18 protein-coding genes are annotated in these 23468 nt (G+C 32.8%); 15 read left to right on the forward strand and 3 right to left on the reverse strand.

Going from position 1 to position 23468, the window contains the following annotated elements:
• From ilvB to ilvC, 3 genes are read left to right on the forward strand one after another with little or no spacing between them, the layout of a single operon-like run.
• Positions 1-1662, forward strand: a complete 1662-nt coding sequence (gene ilvB / locus C1I91_RS05375; RefSeq protein ID WP_128211833.1) for a biosynthetic-type acetolactate synthase large subunit — start codon at positions 1-3, stop codon at positions 1660-1662.
• Positions 1663-1673: 11 nt separating this feature from the next.
• Positions 1674-3197, forward strand: a complete 1524-nt coding sequence (locus C1I91_RS05380; protein WP_128211835.1) for a 2-isopropylmalate synthase — start codon at positions 1674-1676, stop codon at positions 3195-3197.
• A gap of 2 nt (positions 3198-3199) precedes the next feature.
• The gene (gene ilvC, locus C1I91_RS05385) at positions 3200-4201 is read left to right on the forward strand and encodes a ketol-acid reductoisomerase (RefSeq protein ID WP_128211837.1); all 1002 of its coding nucleotides are present in this window, start codon (positions 3200-3202) and stop codon (positions 4199-4201) included.
• Between the two features lie 367 nt (positions 4202-4568).
• On the opposite strand, the gene C1I91_RS05390 is transcribed toward ilvC, so the two are convergent.
• Entirely contained in the window at positions 4569-5084 is a 516-nt protein-coding gene (locus C1I91_RS05390) for a ferritin (protein ID WP_128211839.1), read from the reverse strand.
• A 782-nt stretch (positions 5085-5866) separates the two neighbouring features.
• On the opposite strand from C1I91_RS05390, the gene C1I91_RS05395 reads away from it, so the two are divergent.
• The 8 genes from C1I91_RS05395 (at position 5867) to C1I91_RS05430 (ending at position 15290) form a co-directional block, all read left to right on the forward strand.
• A complete protein-coding gene (locus C1I91_RS05395) occupies positions 5867-6502 on the forward strand; it encodes a redox-sensing transcriptional repressor Rex (protein WP_128211841.1) in 636 nt (211 codons plus the stop codon).
• A gap of 253 nt (positions 6503-6755) precedes the next feature.
• Entirely contained in the window at positions 6756-7538 is a 783-nt protein-coding gene (locus C1I91_RS05400; RefSeq protein WP_128211843.1) for a short-chain-enoyl-CoA hydratase, read from the forward strand.
• A 259-nt stretch (positions 7539-7797) separates the two neighbouring features.
• Positions 7798-8937 (forward strand): acyl-CoA dehydrogenase, encoded by a 1140-nt coding sequence (locus C1I91_RS05405; protein ID WP_128211845.1) that lies wholly within the window; start codon positions 7798-7800, stop codon positions 8935-8937.
• Positions 8938-8958: 21 nt separating this feature from the next.
• The gene (locus C1I91_RS05410) at positions 8959-9738 is read left to right on the forward strand and encodes an electron transfer flavoprotein subunit beta/FixA family protein (protein WP_128215922.1); all 780 of its coding nucleotides are present in this window, start codon (positions 8959-8961) and stop codon (positions 9736-9738) included.
• Positions 9739-9758: 20 nt separating this feature from the next.
• On the forward strand, positions 9759-10763 hold the full coding sequence (locus C1I91_RS05415) for an electron transfer flavoprotein subunit alpha/FixB family protein (RefSeq protein WP_128211847.1): 1005 nt from the start codon (positions 9759-9761) through the stop codon (positions 10761-10763).
• Positions 10764-10857: 94 nt separating this feature from the next.
• Positions 10858-11706, forward strand: coding sequence for a 3-hydroxybutyryl-CoA dehydrogenase (locus C1I91_RS05420; RefSeq protein WP_128211849.1), 849 nt, complete (start codon positions 10858-10860; stop codon positions 11704-11706).
• Positions 11707-12327: 621 nt separating this feature from the next.
• A complete protein-coding gene (locus tag C1I91_RS05425; protein WP_128211851.1) occupies positions 12328-13494 on the forward strand; it encodes an iron-containing alcohol dehydrogenase in 1167 nt (388 codons plus the stop codon).
• Between the two features lie 854 nt (positions 13495-14348).
• Positions 14349-15290, forward strand: a complete 942-nt coding sequence (locus C1I91_RS05430; protein WP_128211853.1) for a DNA-3-methyladenine glycosylase family protein — start codon at positions 14349-14351, stop codon at positions 15288-15290.
• A 134-nt stretch (positions 15291-15424) separates the two neighbouring features.
• Here the strand turns inward: C1I91_RS05430 and C1I91_RS05435 are convergent, their stop codons facing one another.
• On the reverse strand, positions 15425-15721 hold the full coding sequence (locus tag C1I91_RS05435; RefSeq protein ID WP_128211855.1) for an HNH endonuclease: 297 nt from the start codon (positions 15719-15721) through the stop codon (positions 15425-15427).
• 479 nt (positions 15722-16200) lie between these two features.
• Here C1I91_RS05435 and C1I91_RS05440 point away from each other — a divergent pair, with 479 nt between their 5' ends.
• Together C1I91_RS05440 and C1I91_RS05445 are read left to right on the forward strand one after the other, a co-directional pair.
• On the forward strand, positions 16201-16935 hold the full coding sequence (locus C1I91_RS05440) for a TVP38/TMEM64 family protein (protein WP_128211857.1): 735 nt from the start codon (positions 16201-16203) through the stop codon (positions 16933-16935).
• Between the two features lie 199 nt (positions 16936-17134).
• Positions 17135-19741, forward strand: a complete 2607-nt coding sequence (locus C1I91_RS05445) for an O-antigen ligase family protein (protein ID WP_164880452.1) — start codon at positions 17135-17137, stop codon at positions 19739-19741.
• Positions 19742-20009: 268 nt separating this feature from the next.
• On the opposite strand, the gene C1I91_RS05450 is transcribed toward C1I91_RS05445, so the two are convergent.
• Positions 20010-20705 carry a TIGR01906 family membrane protein gene (locus tag C1I91_RS05450; protein ID WP_128211861.1) on the reverse strand — a complete coding sequence of 232 codons (696 nt, stop codon included), beginning with the start codon at positions 20703-20705 and terminating at the stop codon, positions 20010-20012.
• Positions 20706-21116: 411 nt separating this feature from the next.
• On the opposite strand from C1I91_RS05450, the gene groES reads away from it, so the two are divergent.
• Positions 21117-21401: a co-chaperone GroES gene (gene groES / locus C1I91_RS05455; RefSeq protein WP_128211863.1), complete on the forward strand. Its 285-nt coding sequence runs from the start codon at positions 21117-21119 to the stop codon at positions 21399-21401.
• A gap of 20 nt (positions 21402-21421) precedes the next feature.
• Positions 21422-23044 carry a chaperonin GroEL gene (gene groL / locus C1I91_RS05460; RefSeq protein WP_128211865.1) on the forward strand — a complete coding sequence of 541 codons (1623 nt, stop codon included), beginning with the start codon at positions 21422-21424 and terminating at the stop codon, positions 23042-23044.
• Positions 23045-23468 lie beyond the last annotated feature (424 nt).

Consider the following 23468-nt stretch of genomic DNA (forward strand, 5'->3'; position numbering starts at 1 on the left):
ATGAAACTAAACGGCTCAGAGATATTAATTAATACTTTAATAGATGAAGGGGTAGAAATAATCTTCGGCTATCCTGGCGGAGCTGTACTTAATATATATGATGCTATCTATAAAAATGAACACAGGATAAGGCATGTGCTTACCTGTCATGAACAAGGAGCAGCTCATGCTGCCGATGGATATGCAAGAGCTACTGGAAAGGTAGGAGTATGTCTTGCTACCTCAGGGCCAGGAGCTACTAATTTAGTAACTGGTATAGCCACAGCATATATGGACTCAGTACCGATGGTAGCCATAACAGGTAATGTTACTACTCCTCTTTTAGGTAAGGATAGCTTTCAAGAAGTAGATATAGTAGGTATTACAATGCCTATAACTAAACATAACTTCATAGTTAGAGAGGTTGGAGAACTTCAAGAAACCATAAGAAAAGCTTTCTATATTGCAAAAGAAGGAAGACCAGGACCTGTTCTTGTAGATATACCTAAGGACATTACTGCAAAGATTTCTGAGTATGAGAGTAAAAAGCCTATGGAATTAAAAAAGGATTGTAGATATGTCACTGAAAAGGCTTTAGCTAACTTAGCTCAATTCATAAATAAAGCTGAAAGACCTTTGATTTTTGCAGGTGGTGGAGTAATAAGTTCAGGAGCTACGGAGTTACTTAAGGAGCTTGCCTTGAAGATAAATGCACCGGTAGCTACTTCTTTAATGGGCATGGGGGCATTTCCAGGGCAACATGAACTTTATACAGGTATGATTGGGATGCATGGGACAAAGGCTTCAAACCTTCTAGCAACAAAAGCAGATCTTATAATAGCTATAGGAACAAGATTCTCAGATAGAGTAGTAGCCAACAGAGAGCATATTAAAAATGCAAAGATAGTTCAGATAGATATAGATCCGGCAGAATTAGATAAGAACATTAAGACCGATGCAAATATAGTAGGGGATGTTAAATATACACTTGAAAGGCTTATGAATCTCATAAAAGAAAAGCGAAACGATAGCTGGTTAGAGCTTATGAAGGAATACAAGGCTTTAAAGTCCTATAAAAAAGATCCTGATAGTGTTACTCCAGAATTATTGTTTAACTGTTTATATAAAAGCTTTGGAGAGGATTTAGTTATGACTACCGAAGTAGGTCAGCATCAGATGTGGGCAGCACTTCACTATACCTTCTCAAAGCCTAGGACTTTACTAACCTCAGGTGGACTTGGAACCATGGGGTATGGCCTTGGAGCATCTATAGGAGCTAAGATTGGCAAGCCTGAAAGCAAGGTTGTTAATATAGCTGGAGATGGAAGCTTTTCCATGAATGCCATAGAGCTTGCTACCGCAGTGAGCAACAAGGTTCCAGTGGTTGTAATAATTTTAAACAATGGGTGTCTTGGTATGGTAAGGCAATGGCAAAGTTTCTTCTACGAAAGTAGATATTCCTATACTACGCTAAATAGAGGCACTGATTATGTTAAGCTGGCTGAAGCTTATGGAGCTAAAGGTTATAGAGTAACTGAGCCAAGTCAGATTGATGAAGTCTTAGAAGAAGCTTTTAACTCAGAAGTTCCTGTGGTAATAGATTATGTAATAAATATAGATAAAAAGGTATTTCCTATGGTTGCACCAGGAGATCCCATAGATGAAATAATAACAGAAAACTAGGAGGTGAAGTATTGAAAAGAATAAAGATTTTTGACACTACCCTTAGAGATGGAGAACAAACACCAGGAGTTAATCTTAATTTGAAGGAAAAGCTTGTTATAGCAAGAAACTTGGAGGCCTTAGGTGTGGACATTATAGAAGCAGGATTTCCTATGGCATCTATAGGTGACTTTGAAAGTGTTGCTTCCATAGCTAATAATATAAAGAATTCTACGGTGGCTGCTCTTGCTAGAGCTACTAAAGGAGATATAGATAGAGCTTATGAAGCAGTGAAATTTGCTGAAAGTCCAAGGATACACACTTTTATTGCTACTTCTCCTATACATCTAAAATATAAGCTCAATATGACTGAAGATCAGGTTTTAGAAAGAGCTGTAGAAATGGTTAGATATGCTTCAAGTCTTTGTTCTGATATAGAGTTTTCAGCTGAAGATGCTTACAGAAGTGATTCTGATTATTTAATAAGACTATTCACAGAGGTAATTAAGGCTGGAGCAAAGGTCATCAACATACCAGATACTGTTGGTTATGCACTTCCAAATGATTATGGCAATTTCATTAGAAACATAATGGATAAGGTGAAGGGAATTGAAAAGGTAGATGTGTCAGTTCATTGTCATGATGACCTTGGAATGGCTGTAGCCAATTCTTTAAGCGGAGTTATGAATGGAGCTACTCAAGTAGAGTGTGCGATAAATGGTCTTGGAGAAAGGGCTGGAAATGCTTCCTTAGAAGAGATAGTCATGGCTATTGAAACTAGAAAGAACTATTTAGGCATGACTACTGGCATTAAGACAAATGGACTATGGAGAAGCAGCAAGATAGTATCTTCTTTAACTGGAGTGATGGTACAACCTAATAAGGCAATAGTTGGGGAAAATGCTTTTGCCCATGAATCAGGTATACATCAAGATGGTGTGCTTAAGGAGAAATCAACCTATGAGATAATCACACCAGAATCCATAGGGAAAGTACAGAATAATAATATAGTTCTTGGAAAGCATTCTGGAAAACACGCCTTTTCTAGTTATTTAAAAGAAAATGGAATAGATATGGATGAAGAGGCTGTAAAGGTTGCTTTTGACAAATTTAAAAAATTAACAGACAGAAAGAAGAATATAAATTGGAAGGATATAGAGGCGATTGTAAACAATAATGCCAATATAACAGAAGAAACTTATAAGCTCATTTCCTTCCAAACTCTTGGTGGAAATAGAAGTATACCAACTACCACTGTAGAGATTGAGTTTAATGGTGAAATCTTAAGAGAAAGTTCTGTTGGGGATGGAACAGTGGCTTCAGCATTTAAAGCAGTGGAAAGGGCTATTAATATTCCTTTAAAGCTTAAAGACTATAATATACAGTCAGTAAGTGATGGAGAGGACGCGCTAGGAGAAGTTACAGTAAAGATTGAAGAAGGCAACAACATATTTGTTGGAAAAGCTCTTTCAGGGGACGTAATTGAAGCTAGTATAAATGCATTAATCAATGCTGTAAATAAAATGATAGAAAAAATAGAAAAGGATGGGGAATAATTATGGTAAAAATGTATTACGAAAAAGATGGAGATCTATCACTATTGCAAAATAAGAAGGTAGCAGTAATAGGCTATGGAAGTCAGGGACATGCACATGCATTAAATTTACATGAAAGCGGTGTAGATGTAACCGTAGGGCTATATAGTGGAAGTAAATCTGTTGAAAAAGCACAAGCTGCAGGACTTAAGGTAGCGTCAGTTAAGGAAGCTACAGAACAATGTGACATAATAATGATATTAGTACCTGATGAAAAACAAGCTAAATTATATAAGGAAGAGATTGAACCAGCATTAAGTGAAGGCAAGGCTTTGGTTTTTGCTCACGGTTTTAATATACACTATGGACAGATTGTACCTCCTGCCTATGTTGATGTATTTATGATAGCACCAAAGGGGCCAGGGCATATGGTAAGAAGAACTTATACTGAAGGTTCAGGTGTGCCATGCCTTATAGCAGTACAGCAAGATTATTCAGGAAAGGCAAAAGACTATGCCTTAGCTTACACTATAGGTATAGGTGGAGCAAGAGCAGGAGTTCTTGAGACTACCTTTAAGGATGAAACTGAAACAGATTTATTTGGAGAGCAAGCCGTACTTTGTGGTGGAGTAACAGAACTTATAAAAGCTGGGTTTGATACTTTAGTTGAAGCAGGCTATTCTCCAGAAAATGCTTATTTTGAATGTTTACATGAAATGAAGCTAATAGTAGATTTGATGTATCAAGGTGGTATGAGTACCATGAGATACTCTATAAGCGATACAGCTGAGTATGGTGATTATGTAACTGGTACAAAGATAGTTACAGAAGATACTAGAAAAGCAATGAAGGGAGTACTAAAGGATATACAAGATGGAACCTTCGCAAGAAATTGGCTTGTAGAGAATTCTGTAAATAGACCTTACTTTAATGCTAAGAGAAGAATGGAAAAAGAACATCCAATAGAAAAGGTTGGAAAAGAGCTAAGAGCTATGATGAGCTGGATAAACACTGATTTAGACTAGTTTTGTAGATTACCATAAATTACTACGGAGTTTATTTGACAAAAAAACAAAAAAAACTACAAATCGTGTTGACATTGAGGCCATAATTAAATATAATGGTTTTCGTTGAGAATACTTTCAGGCATAAGGGAGTAGCAGACAGCATTTAATGTTGTTTCAAAATCAACATACTGATGCTTTTCATCTGGCTTTGTATTAATTTGTGAGACTTATGTATAACGAGGGTTGCGTTATACATAAGTCTCATTTTCTTTTTGTTTTATACAAAATACAATAACATATCAAATTATCATCATATACATTGAAAAATGCATATGACCAAAAAATTCGCTGAAGAAAATCGCTTCAGCGAATTGTGTTATATACTCTATGCATTTGCAGAGCCAGGAGCTACATAGACTCTTTGAGCTAATTCATCATCCAGTAGGTAAAGTGCAGCAGGGTTTGTATCCGCTCTTCTAGCTTTCTTTATTATTCTGTTAAAATTATCTTCTTCTTCAACCTGCTCATCTACAAACCACTTTAATAGAGATATTGTTGCATGTTCTTTCTCTTCGTTTGCAAGATTTGCTAGTTCATAGACTCTTTTAGTAACTTCTTGCTCGTGTTCATAGCCTTTTTCTAAAACATCCACCATGTTCTTAAACTTTAGCTGAGGTTTATCTATAGATTCTAAGGTTACATCTCCATTCTTTTGATATACATAATCAAAAAATTTCATGGCATGAAAAATTTCTTCTTGAGCTTGAACTCTAAAGAAGTTTGCAAATCCATCAAGATCTTGTGAATGGGCATAAGCAGCCATAGCTAAATAAGAATAAGATGAATAGAATTCATAGTTTATTTGGTTGTTTATTGCTTTAATTAAAGTTTCGCTGAGCATTGTTATCCTCCTTTTATACATTTGTGAATTAGTAGTCTAAAAATTATAAAATCATTTTTTTATGCTTATGATACTGGTACTGACTATAGAGCCATATACTTATTATTAGGATGTTATTTTCCTTAAGTGCAATATTATGTGGAAATTAAAGCTTTAAAATTTGACTATTATTCCTTTAATTTAAACTTGTAAAATAAGCATTAAATATATTAATATATTTGTAAAATATAAGTTGAAAATTATATACAGTTCCAGCCTAAATTAATAATTTATACATCATAGAAAATCCCTACAAAATATGATTTTCGAACATGCATAACTTAAGTTTTTGCAATGGAACCTTATATAGATATCCAACTTTAACTATTAATTTATATGTGCCACAAAATCCCCAGAAGCCGGGATTTTATAACAAGTATAAATTAAGTTTTCATAAAGGTTCCCTATATATTAGCTTTACAAATTCAAAGCATCTTATTTATACTTATAAAGTATTATCCTAAATGGGAAATATAATTCTCATTTTAAACAATTTTATCAAAAACAATGTTAATATATAGATAAGTTTAGATTAATTGTGGTAATATATATAAGGAAAAGAGTACTATAGTGGATTTATACTTTTTAGAATTTATAATTTTTTAATCTGTGAATGATTTTAATATAACGGTTATTTTATTGGCCTGCCAAGTTTTCTTCAAAAGGGCGGAATGGCAGATGCGTAAAAAATCACTAATGAAAAATGCATTGGAGATTTGTTAATTTAAGAAGAGGTGACAGACATGGAAAAGAAAAAAAATATATCTATGGCAGTTATAAAAAGACTACCTAAATATCATAGATATCTATTAGAACTATTAAAAAATGATGTTGATAGAATTTCATCAAAAGAACTAAGCGAAAAGATTGGTTTTACAGCATCACAAATAAGACAAGATTTGAACTGCTTCGGTGACTTTGGACAGCAAGGATATGGTTACAATGTAAGAGATTTATATAATCAAATAATAGCTATATTAGGCCTTCAAAGAGATTATAACACCATAATAGTTGGTGCTGGTAACATAGGTCAGGCACTAGCAAATTATACTCAATTTGAAAAGCTTGGTTTTAATTTGCTTGGTATGTTCGATGCTAACCCAAGACTTAGTGGAATCAGAATAAAGGATATTGAAATAAAAGATGTAGACAGTATGAAAGGTTTCTTAGATGAAAATCATATAGATATTGCTATAATCTGTGTTCCTGACAACAGTGCTCAAAAGGTTTGTGATGAACTTGTAGCAAATGGTGTTAAAGGAATATGGAACTTTGCTCCTGTGGATCTAGTAGCTCCTAAGGACGTAATTGTAGAAAATGTACATCTTAGTGAAAGCTTATTAACTTTAGCATATTTAATAAACGAATCTCAGAATTAAATAACAACTAAAAATAGTAGCTTAAAAATTGTTAAAAAAGACACAAAATATATTGCAAAAGTATTTGCAAACAAGTATAATCATAATTGAAGTTCAAGGACTTCAATTATTTTTTGCTAGTGATTGTTATAATATTAACAAGCTTCAAAAATAATTAACATAATATGACAGAGTTTTTATTGTAATATAAGCTTATGAAAATAAAACTTATATGCTTTGTTAAGAATATAACTACTTTAAGGAGGCCATAACAATGGAATTAAAAAATGTTATCCTTGAAAAAGAGGGGAATATTGCTGTTGTAACAATAAACAGACCAAAGGCTTTAAATGCACTTAACTCAGAAACATTAAAGGATATAGACACAGTTGTAGCAGAACTTGAAAAAGATAAAGAAGTTTATGCTGTTATACTAACAGGTGCTGGCGAAAAAGCATTCGTTGCAGGTGCTGATATATCTGAAATGAAAGACTTAAATGAAGAGCAAGGTAGAGAATTCGGAGCTTTAGGAAATAAAGTTTTCAGAAGATTAGAAGTGTTGGACAAACCAGTTATTGCAGCTATTTCAGGTTTTGCACTAGGTGGAGGCTGTGAATTAGCAATGGCTTGTGATATAAGAATCGCTTCTGAGAAGGCAAGATTTGCTCAACCAGAAAGCGGACTTGGAATAACTCCTGGCTTTGGTGGAACACAAAGACTTCCTAGATTAGTTGGACTTGGTAAAGCAAAAGAATTAATATACACTGGAGATATGGTTAATGCTGCAGAAGCATTAAGAATTGGTTTAGTTAATAAGGTTGTACCTCTAGAAAGCTTAATGGATGAAGCTAAAGCTTTAGCTAAAAAGATAGCTGCAAATGCTCCAATAGCAGTTAAGCTATGTAAGGATGCTATAGACAGAGGAATGCAAGTAGGTATAGATGAAGCTATAGTAATAGAAGCAGAAGACTTTGGTAAGTGCTTTGCTACTGAAGATCAAAAAGAAGGAATGTCTGCTTTTGTTGAAAAAAGAGAAAAGAATTTCAAGAATCAATAATTAACAAAAATATTACTTTAAATTAAATTAAGTTTAATTTATACTAAATTAAAATATATTAGTAAATACTAGGCGGAGTAGAAAAGTATTTCTCCGTGGACAATAAATATTGGTAGAACTGTTAATTCAGTTCTGCCAAAAATAAAATTATCAGCAGGCAGAACAATTAATAATTGTTGCGTGCAGAATAAAATTGCAGGAGGCAGAACAATTAATAATTGTTCTGTGCAGAATAAAATTAGCAGGAGGGAATATATAAATGGATTTCCAATTAACAAGAGAACAAGAATTAGTAAGACAAATGGTTAGAGACTTCGCTGAAACTGAAGTTAGACCAATAGCAGGTGAAATTGACGAAACTGAAGAATTCCCAATGGAAAATGTAAAGAAAATGGCATCACTTGGTGTGTTAGGAATTCCTTTCGATAAGAAATATGAAGGTGCTGGCGGAGATGTTTTATCATACATCATAGCTGTTGAAGAATTATCAAAGATTTGCGGTACTCACGGTGTTATAGTATCAGCTCATACTTCACTTTGTGGTTCAGTAGTAAATGAATTTGGTACTGAAGCTCAAAAACAAAAATATCTTCCAGACTTAGCTAGCGGAAGAAAAATAGGTGCTTTTGGTTTAACTGAACCAGGTGCTGGTACAGATGCTGCTGGTCAACAAACAACTGCAGTATTAGATGGAGATAACTACATCCTTAACGGATCTAAGATATTCATAACAAATGGTGGAGTTGCTGAAACTTTCATAATATTTGCTATGACAGACAAGAGCAAGGGAACAAAAGGAATATCAGCTTTCATAGTTGAAAAGAGCTTCCCAGGTTTCTCAATAGGTAAAGTTGAAAACAAGATGGGTATCAGAGCTTCATCAACAACTGAACTTATAATGCAAAACTGTATAGTTCCAAAAGAAAACTTACTTGGACAAGAAGGTAAGGGATTTGGTATAGCTATGAAGACTCTTGATGGAGGAAGAATAGGTATAGCTGCTCAAGCTTTAGGTCTTGCTGGTGGTGCATTAGATGAAGCTAAGAAGTATATGTTAGAAAGAAAGCAATTTGGAAAACCACTTTCTGCTTTCCAAGGTTTACAATGGTATATAGCTGAAATGGATGTTAAGGTTGAAGCTGCTAGATACTTAGTATATAGAGCTGCATGGCTTAAGCAAAACAAACTTCCTTACACATTAGATGCTGCAAGAGCTAAGTTATTCGCTGCTGACGTAGCTATGGAAGTAACTACTAAGGCTGTTCAAATATTCGGTGGATACGGATATACTAAGGAATATCCAGTTGAAAGATTAATGAGAGATGCTAAGATAACTGAAATCTATGAAGGAACTTCAGAAGTTCAAAAGATGGTTATTTCAGGAAACATTTTAAAATAGTTTTAGGAGGACAGAAGAATGATAAAAATAGTAGTTTGTTTAAAGCAAGTACCAGATACTACAGCTGTTAGAATAGATCCAAAGACTGGAACTCTTATAAGAGAAGGTGTTCCTTCAATAATAAATCCAGAAGATAAGCATGCTTTAGAAGCAGCTTTAAGAATAAAAGATGAAAAAGGTGCTCATATAACAATAGTAAGCATGGGACCTCCACAAGCACAAACAGCTTTAAGAGAAGCTCTATGCATGGGTGCAGACGAAGCTATACTTATAACTGACAGAGCATTTGCTGGAGCTGATACTCTTGCAACTTCAAATACTATAGCTGGAGCTATAAAAAAGTTAGATTATGATATAATATTCGCTGGAAGACAGGCTATCGATGGAGATACTGCACAAGTTGGTCCAGAAATAGCAGAGCATTTAAATATACCTCAAGTAACTTATGTTCAAGATGTTACTGTAGAAGAAGATGGTCTTCTAGTTAACAGAGCATTAGAAGATGGATATGAATTAATAAAGGTTCAAACTCCAGTTCTTTTAACTGCAATTAAGGAATTAAACGAGCCAAGATATATGAACGTAGGTTTAATCTTCGGAACTGCTGGTAAGGAAATTCAAATATGGTCAGCAGACGATATAGATGTAGATAAGAGCTTATTAGGACTTAAGGGTTCACCAACAAAGGTTAAGAAATCAATGACTAAAGAAACTAAGGGCGCTGGAGAGTTAGTTGATTTACCAGCTGGTGAAGCAGCAGATTACGTATTAAGAAAATTAATTGAGAAACACTACATCTAAGATTTGGGAGGTAAAATATTATGAATATAGCAGATTATAAAGGCGTATGGGTATTCGCTGAACAAAGAAACGGCGAACTTCAAAAAGTTTCATTAGAACTTTTAGGAGAAGGAAGAAGAATTGCTGATAAGCTAGGAGTTAAGCTAACAGCTTTATTAATAGGTAACAACGTTAAAGGATTATCTGAAAAATTAGGTGTTCATGGAGCTGATGAAGTTTTAGTAGTTGAACATGAATTATTAGAAAACTACACAACTGATGGATATACTAAGGTTATCTGTGACCTTGCTACAGAAAGAAAGCCAGAAATATTATTCATAGGTGCAACATTCATAGGAAGAGACTTAGGTCCTAGAATAGCAGCTAGACTTTCAACTGGTTTAACAGCTGACTGTACATCACTTGATATAGATGCAGAAGGAAAATACCTTCTTGCTACAAGACCAGCTTTCGGTGGTAACTTAATGGCTACTATAGCTTGTACTGATCACAGACCACAAATGGCTACAGTAAGACCAGGAGTTTTCTCAAAGGTCGATAGTGAAAACAAAGCTGTAGTTGAAGAAATCAAGGTTAACTTAACTGATGCTGATGTAAGAACTAAGGTTGTTAAGGTTGTTAAGGAAGCTAAGGATATAGTTGATATAAGTGAAGCTAACATAATAGTTTCAGGTGGTAGAGGAGTTGGAAACAAAGAAAACTTCGCTCTTCTTAAGGAATTAGCTGATGCTCTAGGTGGAACAGTTGCTGGTTCAAGAGCTGCTACTGAAGCTGGATGGTTAGAAGCTGCTTACCAAGTAGGTCAAACTGGTAAGACTGTTAAGCCAACAATCTATATAGCTTGTGGTATATCAGGAGCTATCCAACATACAGCTGGTATGCAAGATTCTGATATGATCATAGCAATCAATAAGGATGCAACTGCACCTATCATGAAGATAGCTGACTATGCTATAGTTGGAGACTTAAACAAAGTTATTCCAGAACTTATTGCAAAAGCTAAGGCTAGAAAAGAAGAAGCATAATTTTTATAAAACTGATTAATCATAAGTTTGATATAAATACAAAGTCCTACCTTAAAAGGTAGGACTAAATATGTAAATTTTAGGAGGTATACCCATGGAAAAGATATTTGTTCTTGGTGCTGGTACAATGGGAGCTGGTATAGTTCAAGCTTTCGCTCAAAAAGGATATGAAGTTATAGTTAGAGATATAAAAGAAGAATTTGTTGATAAAGGAATTGCAGGAATCAACAAAGGTTTAAGCAAACTTGTTGCTAAAGGAAAGATGACTGAAGAAGTTAAAGAAGAAATCCTTTCAAGAATATCAGGAACAACTGATATGAACTTAGCTGCTGACTGCGATCTAGTAATCGAAGCTGCAGTAGAAAATATGGCAATAAAGAAGCAAATATTCGCTGAGTTACATAACATATGTAAGCCAGAAACAATATTAGCTTCAAACACTTCATCATTATCAATAACTGAAGTTGCTGCTGCAACTGGCAGACCTGACAAAGTTATAGGTATGCATTTCTTCAATCCAGCTCCAGTAATGAAGCTTGTTGAAGTTATCAGAGGAATGGCTACATCACAAGAAACTTTTGATGCAGTTAAAGAAGTTTCATTAGCTATAGGTAAGGAACCAGTAGAAGTTGCAGAAGCTCCTGGTTTTGTAGTTAACAGAATACTTATACCAATGATCAACGAAGCTGTAGGTATACTTGCAGAAGGAATAGCTTCAGCTGAAGATATAGATAAGTCAATGATGCTTGGAGCAAATCATCCAATGGGACCTCTAGCTTTAGGAGATCTTATAGGCTTAGATGTTTGCTTAGCTATAATGGACGTTCTTTACAATGAAACTGGAGATACTAAGTACAGAGCTCATAGCTTACTAAGAAAGTACGTTAGAGCTGGCTGGTTAGGAAGAAAGTCAGGTAGAGGCTTCCACAACTACGCGAAATAATAAATTCTTTATGGATTTTTAAACACAACCTTTTTAGGTTGTGTTTTTTTGATTTCTGTGAAGTTTATTTTCTGGGAAATAAGAATACATAATTTTGATTACAAGGCTATATTTTGAGTCTACGGATTGAAGCAGTATAGCTTTATAAACTTTATCAGTAGTCCTTACTTAAATTTTGAATTTATATAAATAAATATTGCAGTATTTACTAATAATATCCTAAGGGAAGCTAGAGATTTTATCTACAAAAATTAATGAGTAAGATCTTATAGGGTTCCATTACGAAAACTTAAGTTATGCATGTTCAAAAATCATGCACCTATGAACTTTAGGCATGCATAACTTAATAGTTGAAGTTGGGCCCCTATGTCAAAACATTATTTAGACTTTACTTTATAGGTAGAATATTCTTCAGAGCGATAATTTATAAAGAGGAACTTTAAAAATTCGCTATGCTTAAGAATATTTTTGAAATTAAGTGGTTATGAAGTAGATGCTATATTAATTCTTTGCGCAAGCACATTAGAGCATCGGGTGACTTACCGCTTAATTTCAACATGGTATTTTAAAAGAGTCCAATAATCAAATTGATTTTTAAATACTATCGGGAGGTATTTTTTTATGAATAGATTTACTTTGCCTAGGGATATATATTATGGAAAAGGCTCTATGGAGCAATTGAAGAATGTAGAGGGAAAAAAGGCTGTTGTAGTAACAGGGGGAAGTTCTATGAGAAAGTCTGGTTTCTTAGATAGGGCAGTAAACTATCTAAAGGAAGCTAATATAGAGGTTAATCTAATAGACGGTGTTGAACCAGATCCTTCAGTGGAAACTGTAATGAAAGGGTCTAAGCAGATGCTTAAGTATGAGCCAGATCTTATAGTAGCTATGGGAGGAGGCTCAGCAATAGACGCTGCAAAAGCCATGTGGATCTTTTATGAGTATCCAGAGGAAAGCTTTGAAAACATAAAAAAGCCTTTTTCTATACCTGAGCTAAGAAACAAAGCAAAATTTATAGCTATTCCATCAACTTCTGGAACAGCTACAGAAGTAACTGCTTTCTCAGTAATAACTGACTATAACACAAAAATAAAATATCCCTTAGCGGATTTTGATATAACCCCAGATATAGCTATTGTAGACTCAGAGCTGGCAGAATCGATGCCACCTAAGCTTACTGCACATACAGGAATGGATGCAATGACCCATGGCATAGAAGCCTATGTCGCAACTCAGCATACTTGTTTTACAGACCCTCTTGCATTGCAGGCCATCGATATGGTAAGAGATAATCTATTAAAGTCCTATCAAGGTGATATGGTATGTAGAGAAAACATGCATTATGCTCAGTGTTTAGCTGGTATGGCCTTTAGCAATGCCTTGCTTGGAATAACTCATAGTATGGCACACAAAACTGGGGCGGTATTTAATATTCCTCATGGCTGTGCAAATGCAATATACCTTCCATATGTTATTGATTTTAATAAGAAAGCTTGCATGGATAGGTATGCGGACATAAGCAGAAGATTAAAGCTTGAAGGAAATACTGATGAAGAGTTAGTTGAGTCCTTAAGAGAACTTATACGATACATGAACGAAAAGTTAGGAATACCAAATACCTTAAAGGAATATGGAGTCAAAGAGGATTTCTTTAATGAAAAGCTAAAAGAAATATCAGCCAATGCCATAGAAGATGCTTGTACTTTATCAAATCCTAGAAAGATTACTAAGGAAGAAATGGAGAAGCTATTTATCTGCAGTTATCATGGTACGAAAGTGTTTATATAAAGCTTTTTTGCTGGATAGAAAAGTAAAAAAGTTTACTAGCTAAACTTAGTAATATCAAGGCTATATAATGGCTATTTAGGTAAACAATAAAAAGAAATCTTATTCGTCTGCCAGATTTTCCTCATATACATTCGGAAAGGCAGATGGGCAAAAAAGTTGCTGAAGAATGGGCGTTTCAGCTACTTTTTTCTTTAGTTCTATTAAAGTAGTAAGTGGAAATTAAGTGGCTAATTATTGGATGCTTTAGTGAGATTACAGAAAAAAACATTTCGCACTAATAGCTTTCCTATATAGATTCTGCGCATAACTATTTTACATATATAGATATAATTAAGATTTATCACCTTTTCTGATTCTGCAAATATATGCAGATATTATTTTGATAAATAATGATTTAATACTGCTTGTTAGGTAAGCGTTGTATATTTCTGTAACAATTTATTAATTCTAATTGTAGGGAGTCGCAACTTTTAGTTAATATATGACCAAATATAGAAATAGGCTATGTTTAATAATATTGTTGAAATTAAGCGGTTAAGAAGGAGATGATATATGAGCGAGCAATTAGCGCAAGCTCATTAAAGCATCGGATGACTGACAGCTTAATTGCAACAGGGTATTTTAACAGAGCCTAAAAATAAAAAGCAAATTGAAATAATAAGTATTAATTATTAAGTGAAAGTTTATATTTAGTGCTAAGGATTTTAAATTGATAATTGTAAAAATTAAAATATAAAAGTATAATTATAGTTAAGAAAAATATGTCAGGCTTACTGTTTAGATAGGCAAAAATACTAATGAAAATCGTGTTAGAGAAATTTTTTCTAAATAGATAAATAAGAAAAGGTGATAAAATGGATTTTAAAAATGTAGAATACTATGATGATAAAGTCGTACTGAAAGAAGCTAAAAGTTTTAATATAAAGCAGGTATTTGAGTGCGGTCAATGCTTTAGATGGATAAGACAAGAAAGTGGTACTTATATCGGAGTTGCTCATGAAAGAGTTATAGAACTAGAAGAGAGCGGAGAAGACATAATAATACATAATACCAATAAAGATGATTTTGATAACATATGGTTGGAGTATTTTGATCTAGAGAGAGACTACTCTGCTATAAAGGATAAATTTGCTGGAGATCCGCTACTAGAAAAAGCAGTAGACTTTGGTTATGGAATAAGAATATTAAAACAAGACCCTTTCGAAATATTAATAAGCTTTATAATATCTGCTAGAAATTCTATACCAGTAATAAGTAAGACTATAAACAAAATCAGTGAGAAGTGGGGAAGTGCTATAGAGTACAAGGGTAATACTTACTATGCATTTCCTACTATAGAGCAGTTCTCAAAGGCATCCTTAGAAGAAATAAACACTACTGGAGCATCATTTAGAAGTAAGTACATATTTGATACTGTAGCTAAGGTAAAGGCTTGTAACGAGCTTTTAAGCGAAAATAAAGATATAGCTTCTATGAGTGAAGAAGAAAAAGAACTTCTTCAATATGATTTAAATATGATTTCAAACCTTAGTGATGACGATTGTCATATAGCGCTTCAAAAGTTTAAAGGTGTTGGAGCTAAGGTTGCTGATTGCGTTATGTTATTTTCTATGAAAAAGTATTCCGCTTTTCCTGTAGATGTATGGGTTAAGAGAGCTATGGCTCATTTCTACTTAGCACCAGATGTGTCACTTAACAAGATTAGAATCTTTGGAAGAGAAAAGTTTGGGGATCTTTCAGGCTTTGCACAGCAATATTTCTTCTACTATGCTAGAGAGAATAACATAAAGGTTTAATCAATAGTGATTTTAGATAGTGAAGATTAATTGTACTTATGCAAGGGTTAGGTTAAAGAATAAGATACTGTAAGAATTAATTGGATAGCCAGTAGGAGATTATAAAAGTTTAAATACTTTTTAAAATCCTTTGGCTATCTTTTTCTTACATCCTTAGATTTTTTAACCGATATATGAGAATCTCCAGGATGCTTCGTGATGAATTTTAGATATTTTTTTATTTTATCATCATTCTTAAGTCTAGTAATAGTATAAAGTCTCACTGACAATTCTTTGTTAGAATACAGTGCATGAATCTGTTTATGACAGGGAAGACACAACATGGCCGTATCCAAGTCCTTACCTCCTTCTTCTTTAGGAACCAAATGATGTACTGTTATCTTTGAAACCTCTCTTCCGCACAAATCACAAATGTATTTTTCACTATGCATAATATCACCCTTTATTGAAATTTTAATTATAGGCTCTGTAAAAATAGTATGTCGAAATTAATGGACAACAGGGTTATCTACTTAATCGTAAAAGGAGGAAATAAAGCTACTAATATTTACAAGTTAAATAAGTTTGCATTTTATATATGTAACGCTTGGTAATAGAGGTTATATTTTAAAATTTTCGCCTCATAATACAGAAGAGTTCTGAAAATAGATTCTTGCACCGAAGAATAATGTCTTTATATGTATTATAATAAAGAATAAATAAAAATATTACAATTATTGTATAAAAATAATGTACAAAATGATATAATGATGTAGAAAATGGCAAAATAAAATGTTTTGTAACCCATGTTTTTAAATATTAAGATAAAATTAAGTAAATAATAAGAAAACTATAGTGTTAGCTATATTGCCAGTATTATATACTGTTTATTAGAGAGATTAAATAATTATAATAATAAGGATATGGGATTATGAAGGATAAATTAAAGAAATATAAATATTATATTATTGGTGGAATAATTTTTTTACTTATTTTGTTTATATTTTATAAATATTATGCCAAGTATATAGATGTATTTACAGATGTTAGGAAGCTCAAGGCGAAGATTATAGGCTATGGTCCATACTCTTGGGTGGCTTTTTTAGTTATGCAGATAATGCAGATAGTTATATTTATAATACCGGGAGAAATAGTACAAGTGGCTGCAGGTTATATTTTTGGCGCTTGGATTGGGTTTGCCTTATCTCTTTTGGGAGCCGTGATTGGTAGTGCCATTACTTTTGTTATATCACAGAAGCTTGGAAAACCCTTTGTAGAGAAATTAGTAAGCGAGAAGGATCTTTGGTTACTAAAAAAGCTTGACCATTATAAAGCAGAACATAGTGATAAAAATAAGCCCGATAAGTCAGAAAAAGAAAAACATAAATCCCTTAGAAGAATTGTATTTTTACTATATATCATACCTGGAATCCCTAAGGATGTCTTAGGATATATATGTGGAATATCAAGTCTTTCTTTAAAAGAGTTTTTGATTATATCCAATCTAGCGAGAACGCCTATGCTTTTTGTGTCCATATTTTTTGGACATAATCTTTCGAGAAATAAGATAGTTCTTCTTGTAGCTATAATAGGAGTTGTTTGTATTTTGCTTTTATTAGGGATAGTGATAGGTAAGAAACTTATTAGCAAAGAAGAACAGCAATAATAAAAACTTTATTATTCAGGAAGTTTTATCAAAAATTAAGTTTTGAGTTACTATCCAGTAGATTGCTTAAATTCATACGAAATGAAAAAATAAAAAAATGTCGCATGCCATATATATTCAGAAAAGGCAGATGCGCAAAAAGAATTCACTGAAGAAAGTCACTTTAGCGAATTTTTTATTAAGTTGTGAGAGGTGCTTGATGACGAAAAAGTTACATATTAAAGAAGAGTATTTTGTGAATTTAATTGCTATATCATTAATGGGAATAACGCCACTTATAATGGTTCCTGGAACCTTTGATGTTTACTACACACCAAAGCTATATTTTGTATATTTTATATCAACTTTATCATTAATTTACTTGTATTTAAAAAGGGATACAATCGATTTTGATTGGTTGGATAAGCTTTTAGGATTATTTATTGGAATACTTTTTATTTCAAGTTTGATGGGTATAGATATTCACAATTCCTTTATTGGCAATATGACTGATAGGGAACCATTTTTATTGTACCTTTGTTATTATATAAATTTTTTGTTTATATCTAAAAAGTTTAAACTATCAGAAGGTTTTTTAGAATTTTTATTTATATGTGCTTGTATTGTTTCATTATACGCTTTAATTCAGTTTTTTGGAGTTAATCCTATAAAGCTTGATAAGGTTAGAGCTTCAATAATGAAATTTCAAGCTATAGGTACTTTAGGGTACAGGAATGCAGTTGGAGCATATATATCATTATTTCTTCCAATTGCTATTTCATTGTTTATATATAAAAATGAGAAGAGGTATCTCATAATAACTTCAATACTTTTTGCAGCACTAGTTAGTAGTCTAACGAGGAGTAGTTGGATTTCATTAGTCATTTACATTACAATTCTTTTCGCACTATCAATAAAAAATAAGAAAAGACTTATAAATTGGTTTCTTGTCTTAGTAGCGATGATAGTAATTTTCTTGGGGTTAAACTACTTAAAGAGTGGCCAGTTAAATACTAGATTAATCTCCATTAGCAATGATGCTACTTCTCTGCAACAGTCAGGTAATGAGATGGCTGGTTCAGGAAGGGTATATATATGGAAAAATGGGTTAAATCTTTTATGGGATAAACCGCTTTTAGGTTATGGTGTAGACAATTTTGGAGCAGCATTTATGTCTAAATACTCAAATGAAGCTAAATTTATGGTTAAAAACCTAGGTGGCATTGTAACTAAAGCACATAATGAATATCTTGAGATTCTAATTAATAATGGAATTTTATCTTTAGCTATTTACATTGTTATATTAGCTACAATAGTGATAAAGTTATTAGGAAAAGCGATGAAAGAACAGAATGGATATTTGATTGCAATAGGTTTAAGTATAATATCCTACTGTGTCCAGGCTTGCTTTAACATAAGTATAATTTGTGTTGCGCCAGTATTTTGGTCTATTCTTGCAGTTGGATATGGATTAGCTAAACAAGGTGAACCTGCTACTTCTTTGGTTAATTATGAAGTTATTAAAGTGATTAAAAAACTTGAGCCAATAAAAGTATTTTCCTTTTTAATTATGGGATTTATTCCAATAGTAATCTTACCTGGTTTAAAAGATAGATTTTATGAGCCTAAGATAATATTAGTATATTTAGTAGTTATGGCTGCGATGTTAGTCATATATGATAGAGAAAGATGGTCTAAAAATACTATAATTGATTATTTGATCGCCTTATTTATATTTTGGTTAGTATTATCAACAGTATTTTCAGTATATGTACCGGTTTCAATAAATGGAAGGCCTGATAGAAGAGAAGGTTTATTAGCTATAGTATTTTATTGCCTTATTTTTTTAATAATGTATAAACACTTTAAGTTTTCTAGCAAGGTACTAAAATATATAAATATAATTATATGTATTATATCTATATATGGAATTGTTCAGTATTTAGGATTCGATTTTATAGCGCCAGATTCTATAAGAAAAAATTGGAGCAATGTAGCATATTCAACTATAGGAAATAGAGATTTTTTTGCAATAATTATGACTTTATATTTACCAATAAATATTTGCTTCTATTTGAAAAAAGGGGAAAAAACATACTTAATTTCAGCTTCAATTATTTTTGCTGGGCTTGTAGCCTCTATAGCAAGGAGTAATTGGATTTCCTTTGTTGTATACTCAGCAGTTCTTTTTATATATTGCTTAAAAAAGAAGAAATATATAAAAAGATATATGATGTGTTTAGGTATATTTGTTGTTGTTTTCTTATTGCTAAACTTATTAACAGACAGTAGTATAGCATCTAGACTTAATTCAATAGGTCTTGATGCTAAAAAGATTACAATGAAGGATAATGACACCGCTGGAAGCTCAAGACTTTATATATGGAAAAGGGGGATAACCTTTATTCCTGAGCATCCGTTACTTGGAAGTGGACCGGATACATTTGGGGTAGTATTCTTAGAAAAGTACTTTGATGAACTGAAGTACATGCAGGATATAACAGGTGGAATAGTTGATAAAGCACATAATGAATATTTACAACTAGCAGTTACAAGTGGCATTCCTGCGCTCTTAATCTATCTTGCTTTAATTACATTTATATGTTTAAAACTTCTAAAAAGGATTAGGCGAGCTGATGAAGCATATCAGATATTATATTTAGGACTTCTTATGTCTATTATAGGCTATTTAATTCAAGCTTTCTTTAACATAAGTGTTGTAAGTGTTGCGCCTGTATTTTGGGCTATGCTTGGAATTGCAGCTAATATAGGTGACAATGAGTTAGAGCAATTGAAAAACAATTTGGAAACTAATCAAAAAATATAGGTTCGCAAAATAAAAGAGAGGTTAGCTTGCACCTCTCTTTTATGCTTTAAATAATGGCTCTGTTAAAGTAGCGTGTTGAAATTAAGTGATCAGTGATCTGATGCTTAGATGAGCTTGCGCTAATTGCTCGCTTATATAGCATCTCCTTCATGACCACTTAATTTCAACAATATTATTAAACATAGCCTAAATAATTGATAGTGAAAATAGTGATGATTACCTAGTGATTTTAATATTATCTGAGGGAAAAGGATAATAAATCTAATTTCTAATAATCAAAAATATTTCTTTTAGCAAATGTATTCGCTTTTTTATGCCTCTGATATATAACCTTCAATATAATCACCTGGATAAGGGTTAAAGCTATTATTGTTATACCACAAACCATGAAGAAGTTTTCTGGTAAAGCGTTGATAACTGGATCAGTAGCAGGATCAAATAACCAAAGATCATTGCTAAAGAATAGTTTATGGAAGTTTTCGAAGGTTTTATCAAAATTATTTAGTACCAAAATAAGTATAGTTATCGAAAAAATAGATAGAATATAGAAAGTATGATTAAATATCTTAAAAATTTCCTTTGATAGATATTTTTTCTTAAATACGAATAATACTGCGAAAAGTATTATAGTGCTCCAAGTTATTATATGTAGATATATAAAGATGCTTTTAACGTCTGCAAAGTGTGTTTCTCCACCAGCACTCATAGGAAAGTTTAAAAATTTTAGTTTATGAATAGATGGTGATTGGAGATATTTTATAAGAACCTTATAATTTGACATAAGTTGTCCTTCTGTAAGAGATGTAGCAGTAGTAATATCGAAGGCCTTTATACTGATTTTATATAAAGGAGTAAAGTTCAAGGTTACAATAGACCATAAACCTATTGTGGCTAAGGTTAAACTCAAAGATAAAAAAAGATTTAAAAGTTTATTAAGGTAATTAAAGTTTTTAGATATCATCATAACGTCCTTTCTTTCGGCATAGAATATAAAGTTTCATACTTTAATTATTATCATTTTTTATAAAAAATAAATAGCTTTATAAGAAATTTTATAATATTTTTGTGAAATTTATAGATTTCTTTAAATATATTACTAGAGTTTATTAAAAAAAGTATTAAATTAATTATCTTATAACTATAAAAACAACAACGGATAAGCAAGATGAAGAAATAATTAGAAAATTCAAGATAATTTCTTGTAATCACATTATTTAATCTAAAAAAATGGATAAAAATATCAATTTGTTGTTGAATTATTAAAAACTATTGTCTATTATAATAATTGTATTAGCACTCAATATTAATGAGTGCTAACAAGTAAGCTAAATATAAAATTATATATACTCTAAAAATCATAAGGAGGGTTTAGAAAATGAGAATTAAACCACTTGGTGACAGAGTTGTTATCAAAAGATTAGAAGCAGAAGAAAAAACAAAAAGCGGTATAGTTTTAACTGGAGCAGCTAAGGAAAAACCACAAGAAGCTGAAGTAGTAGCCGTAGGACCTGGAGCTATTATTGATGGCACTAGAGTTGAATTAGAAGTTAAGGTTGGAGATAAAGTATTGTTCTCCAAATATGCTGGCACAGAAGTTAAGCTAGATGGTGAAGAATATACTATATTAAAACAAGAAGACATACTAGCAATAGTAGAATAATAGACAGGAGGTAGATTGATATGGCTAAGCAAATAAAGTTTGGTGAAGAAGCAAGAAGATCCATGCAAGCTGGTGTAGATAAGCTTGCTGACACTGTAAAAGTAACTTTAGGACCTAAGGGTAGAAATGTTGTTTTAGATAAGAAATTTGGTGCACCACTTATAACTAATGATGGTGTTTCAATCGCAAGAGAAATAGAATTAGAAGATCCATTTGAAAACATGGGTGCTCAATTAGTAAAAGAAGTTGCTACTAAGACAAACGATGTAGCTGGAGATGGAACTACAACTGCTACATTACTTGCTCAAGCAATAATAAGAGAAGGTTTAAAGAACGTTACTGCTGGAGCTAATCCAATACTTCTTAGAACTGGAATAAAGACTGCTGTTGATAAAGCAGTAGATGAAATTAAGAAGATTTCTAAGCCTGTAGAAGGTAAAGAAGACATAGCTAGAGTTGCTGCAATATCTGCTGGAGACCCTGAAATAGGTAAGCTTATAGCTGACGCAATGGAAAGAGTAGGCAACGAAGGTGTTATAACTGTAGAAGAATCAAGATCTATGGGAACTGAACTAGATGTTGTTGAAGGTATGCAGTTTGATAGAGGATATGTATCACCTTACATGGTTACTGATACAGAAAAGATGGAAGCAGTTTTAGACAATGCTTTAATACTTATAACTGATAAAAAGATAAGCAATATTCAAGAAATACTTCCAGTGCTTGAACAAATCGTTCAAACTGGTAAGAAGCTTCTTATCATAGCTGAAGATATCGAAGGTGAAGCTATGGCTACACTTGTAGTTAATAAGATAAGAGGAACATTTAACTGTGTAGCTGTTAAAGCTCCAGGTTTCGGCGATAGAAGAAAAGAAATGCTTGAAGATATAGCAATACTTACAGGAGGAACTGTTATATCAGAAGAGCTTGGAAGAGATCTTAAAGAGACAACTCTTGATATGTTAGGTCAAGCTGATAGCATAAAAGTGACTAAGGAAAACACTACTATAGTAAATGGTAGAGGAGAAAAGTCAGAAATAAAGAACAGAGTAGCTCAAATAAGAACTCAATTAGAAGAAACAACTTCTGAGTTTGATAAAGAAAAACTTCAAGAAAGATTAGCTAAGCTTGCTGGTGGCGTTGCTGTTATTAAAGTAGGAGCAGCTACTGAAACAGAGTTAAAGGAAAGAAAGCTAAGAATAGAAGATGCTTTAGCAGCTACAAAGGCAGCTGTTGAAGAAGGTATAGTTGCTGGTGGTGGAACTGCTTATGTTAATGTTATAAACAAAGTAGCAGAGTTAACATCAGAAGTACCTGATACTCAAGTTGGTATAGATATTATAGTAAGATCACTAGAAGAGCCAATGAGACAAATAGCTACTAATGCTGGAGTAGAAGGTTCTGTAATAATAGAAAAAGTTAAACACAGCGAAGCTGGTGTAGGTTATGATGCTCTATATGGAGAATATAAGAACATGATAAAAGCTGGTATAGTTGACCCAACTAAGGTTACAAGATCAGCACTTCAAAATGCTGCATCAGTTGCATCAACATTCTTAACAACAGAATCAGCTGTAGCTGACATTCCGGAAAAGAATCCTCCAATGCCAAATCCAGGTATGGGAATGGATGGAATGTACTAAAATAAAACAACTTAAAGCTAGAGTGGTAAAACATTCTAGCTTTTTATTTGTGTGCCCAGCATGGGCAACAACTTGGCGGTGAAAGTCCGCTGTGGGCTTGGTAGTGGGAACCACTAGCTAAGGGCAAGGGTGTCCATCGTGAGGTGGAATCTGAAGGAAGCCTAAGGCAAAATCTCGGTCTGAGGGATACGAACTACATATAAGGCTTACTAGGGACGGACGAGTTTGCAAAACAAAACAAAGTCCTACACTATCCCAAATTTCTAGGAGTAAATGTAGCAGATATATGAGATGAAGGTTGTTGTTCTTACCTGGGGAGGTCTGATAGATACATTGCTGATAAGATGAATTTCTAAAGCGATAACCTACATAGTGATATGTAATTGAACTATCAGAAGTCAGCAGAAGTCATAGTAACTCCGCT

The sequence above is a fragment of the Clostridium manihotivorum genome, from assembly GCF_004015185.1.
Taxonomy (GTDB): domain Bacteria; phylum Bacillota; class Clostridia; order Clostridiales; family Clostridiaceae; genus Clostridium_AR; species Clostridium_AR manihotivorum.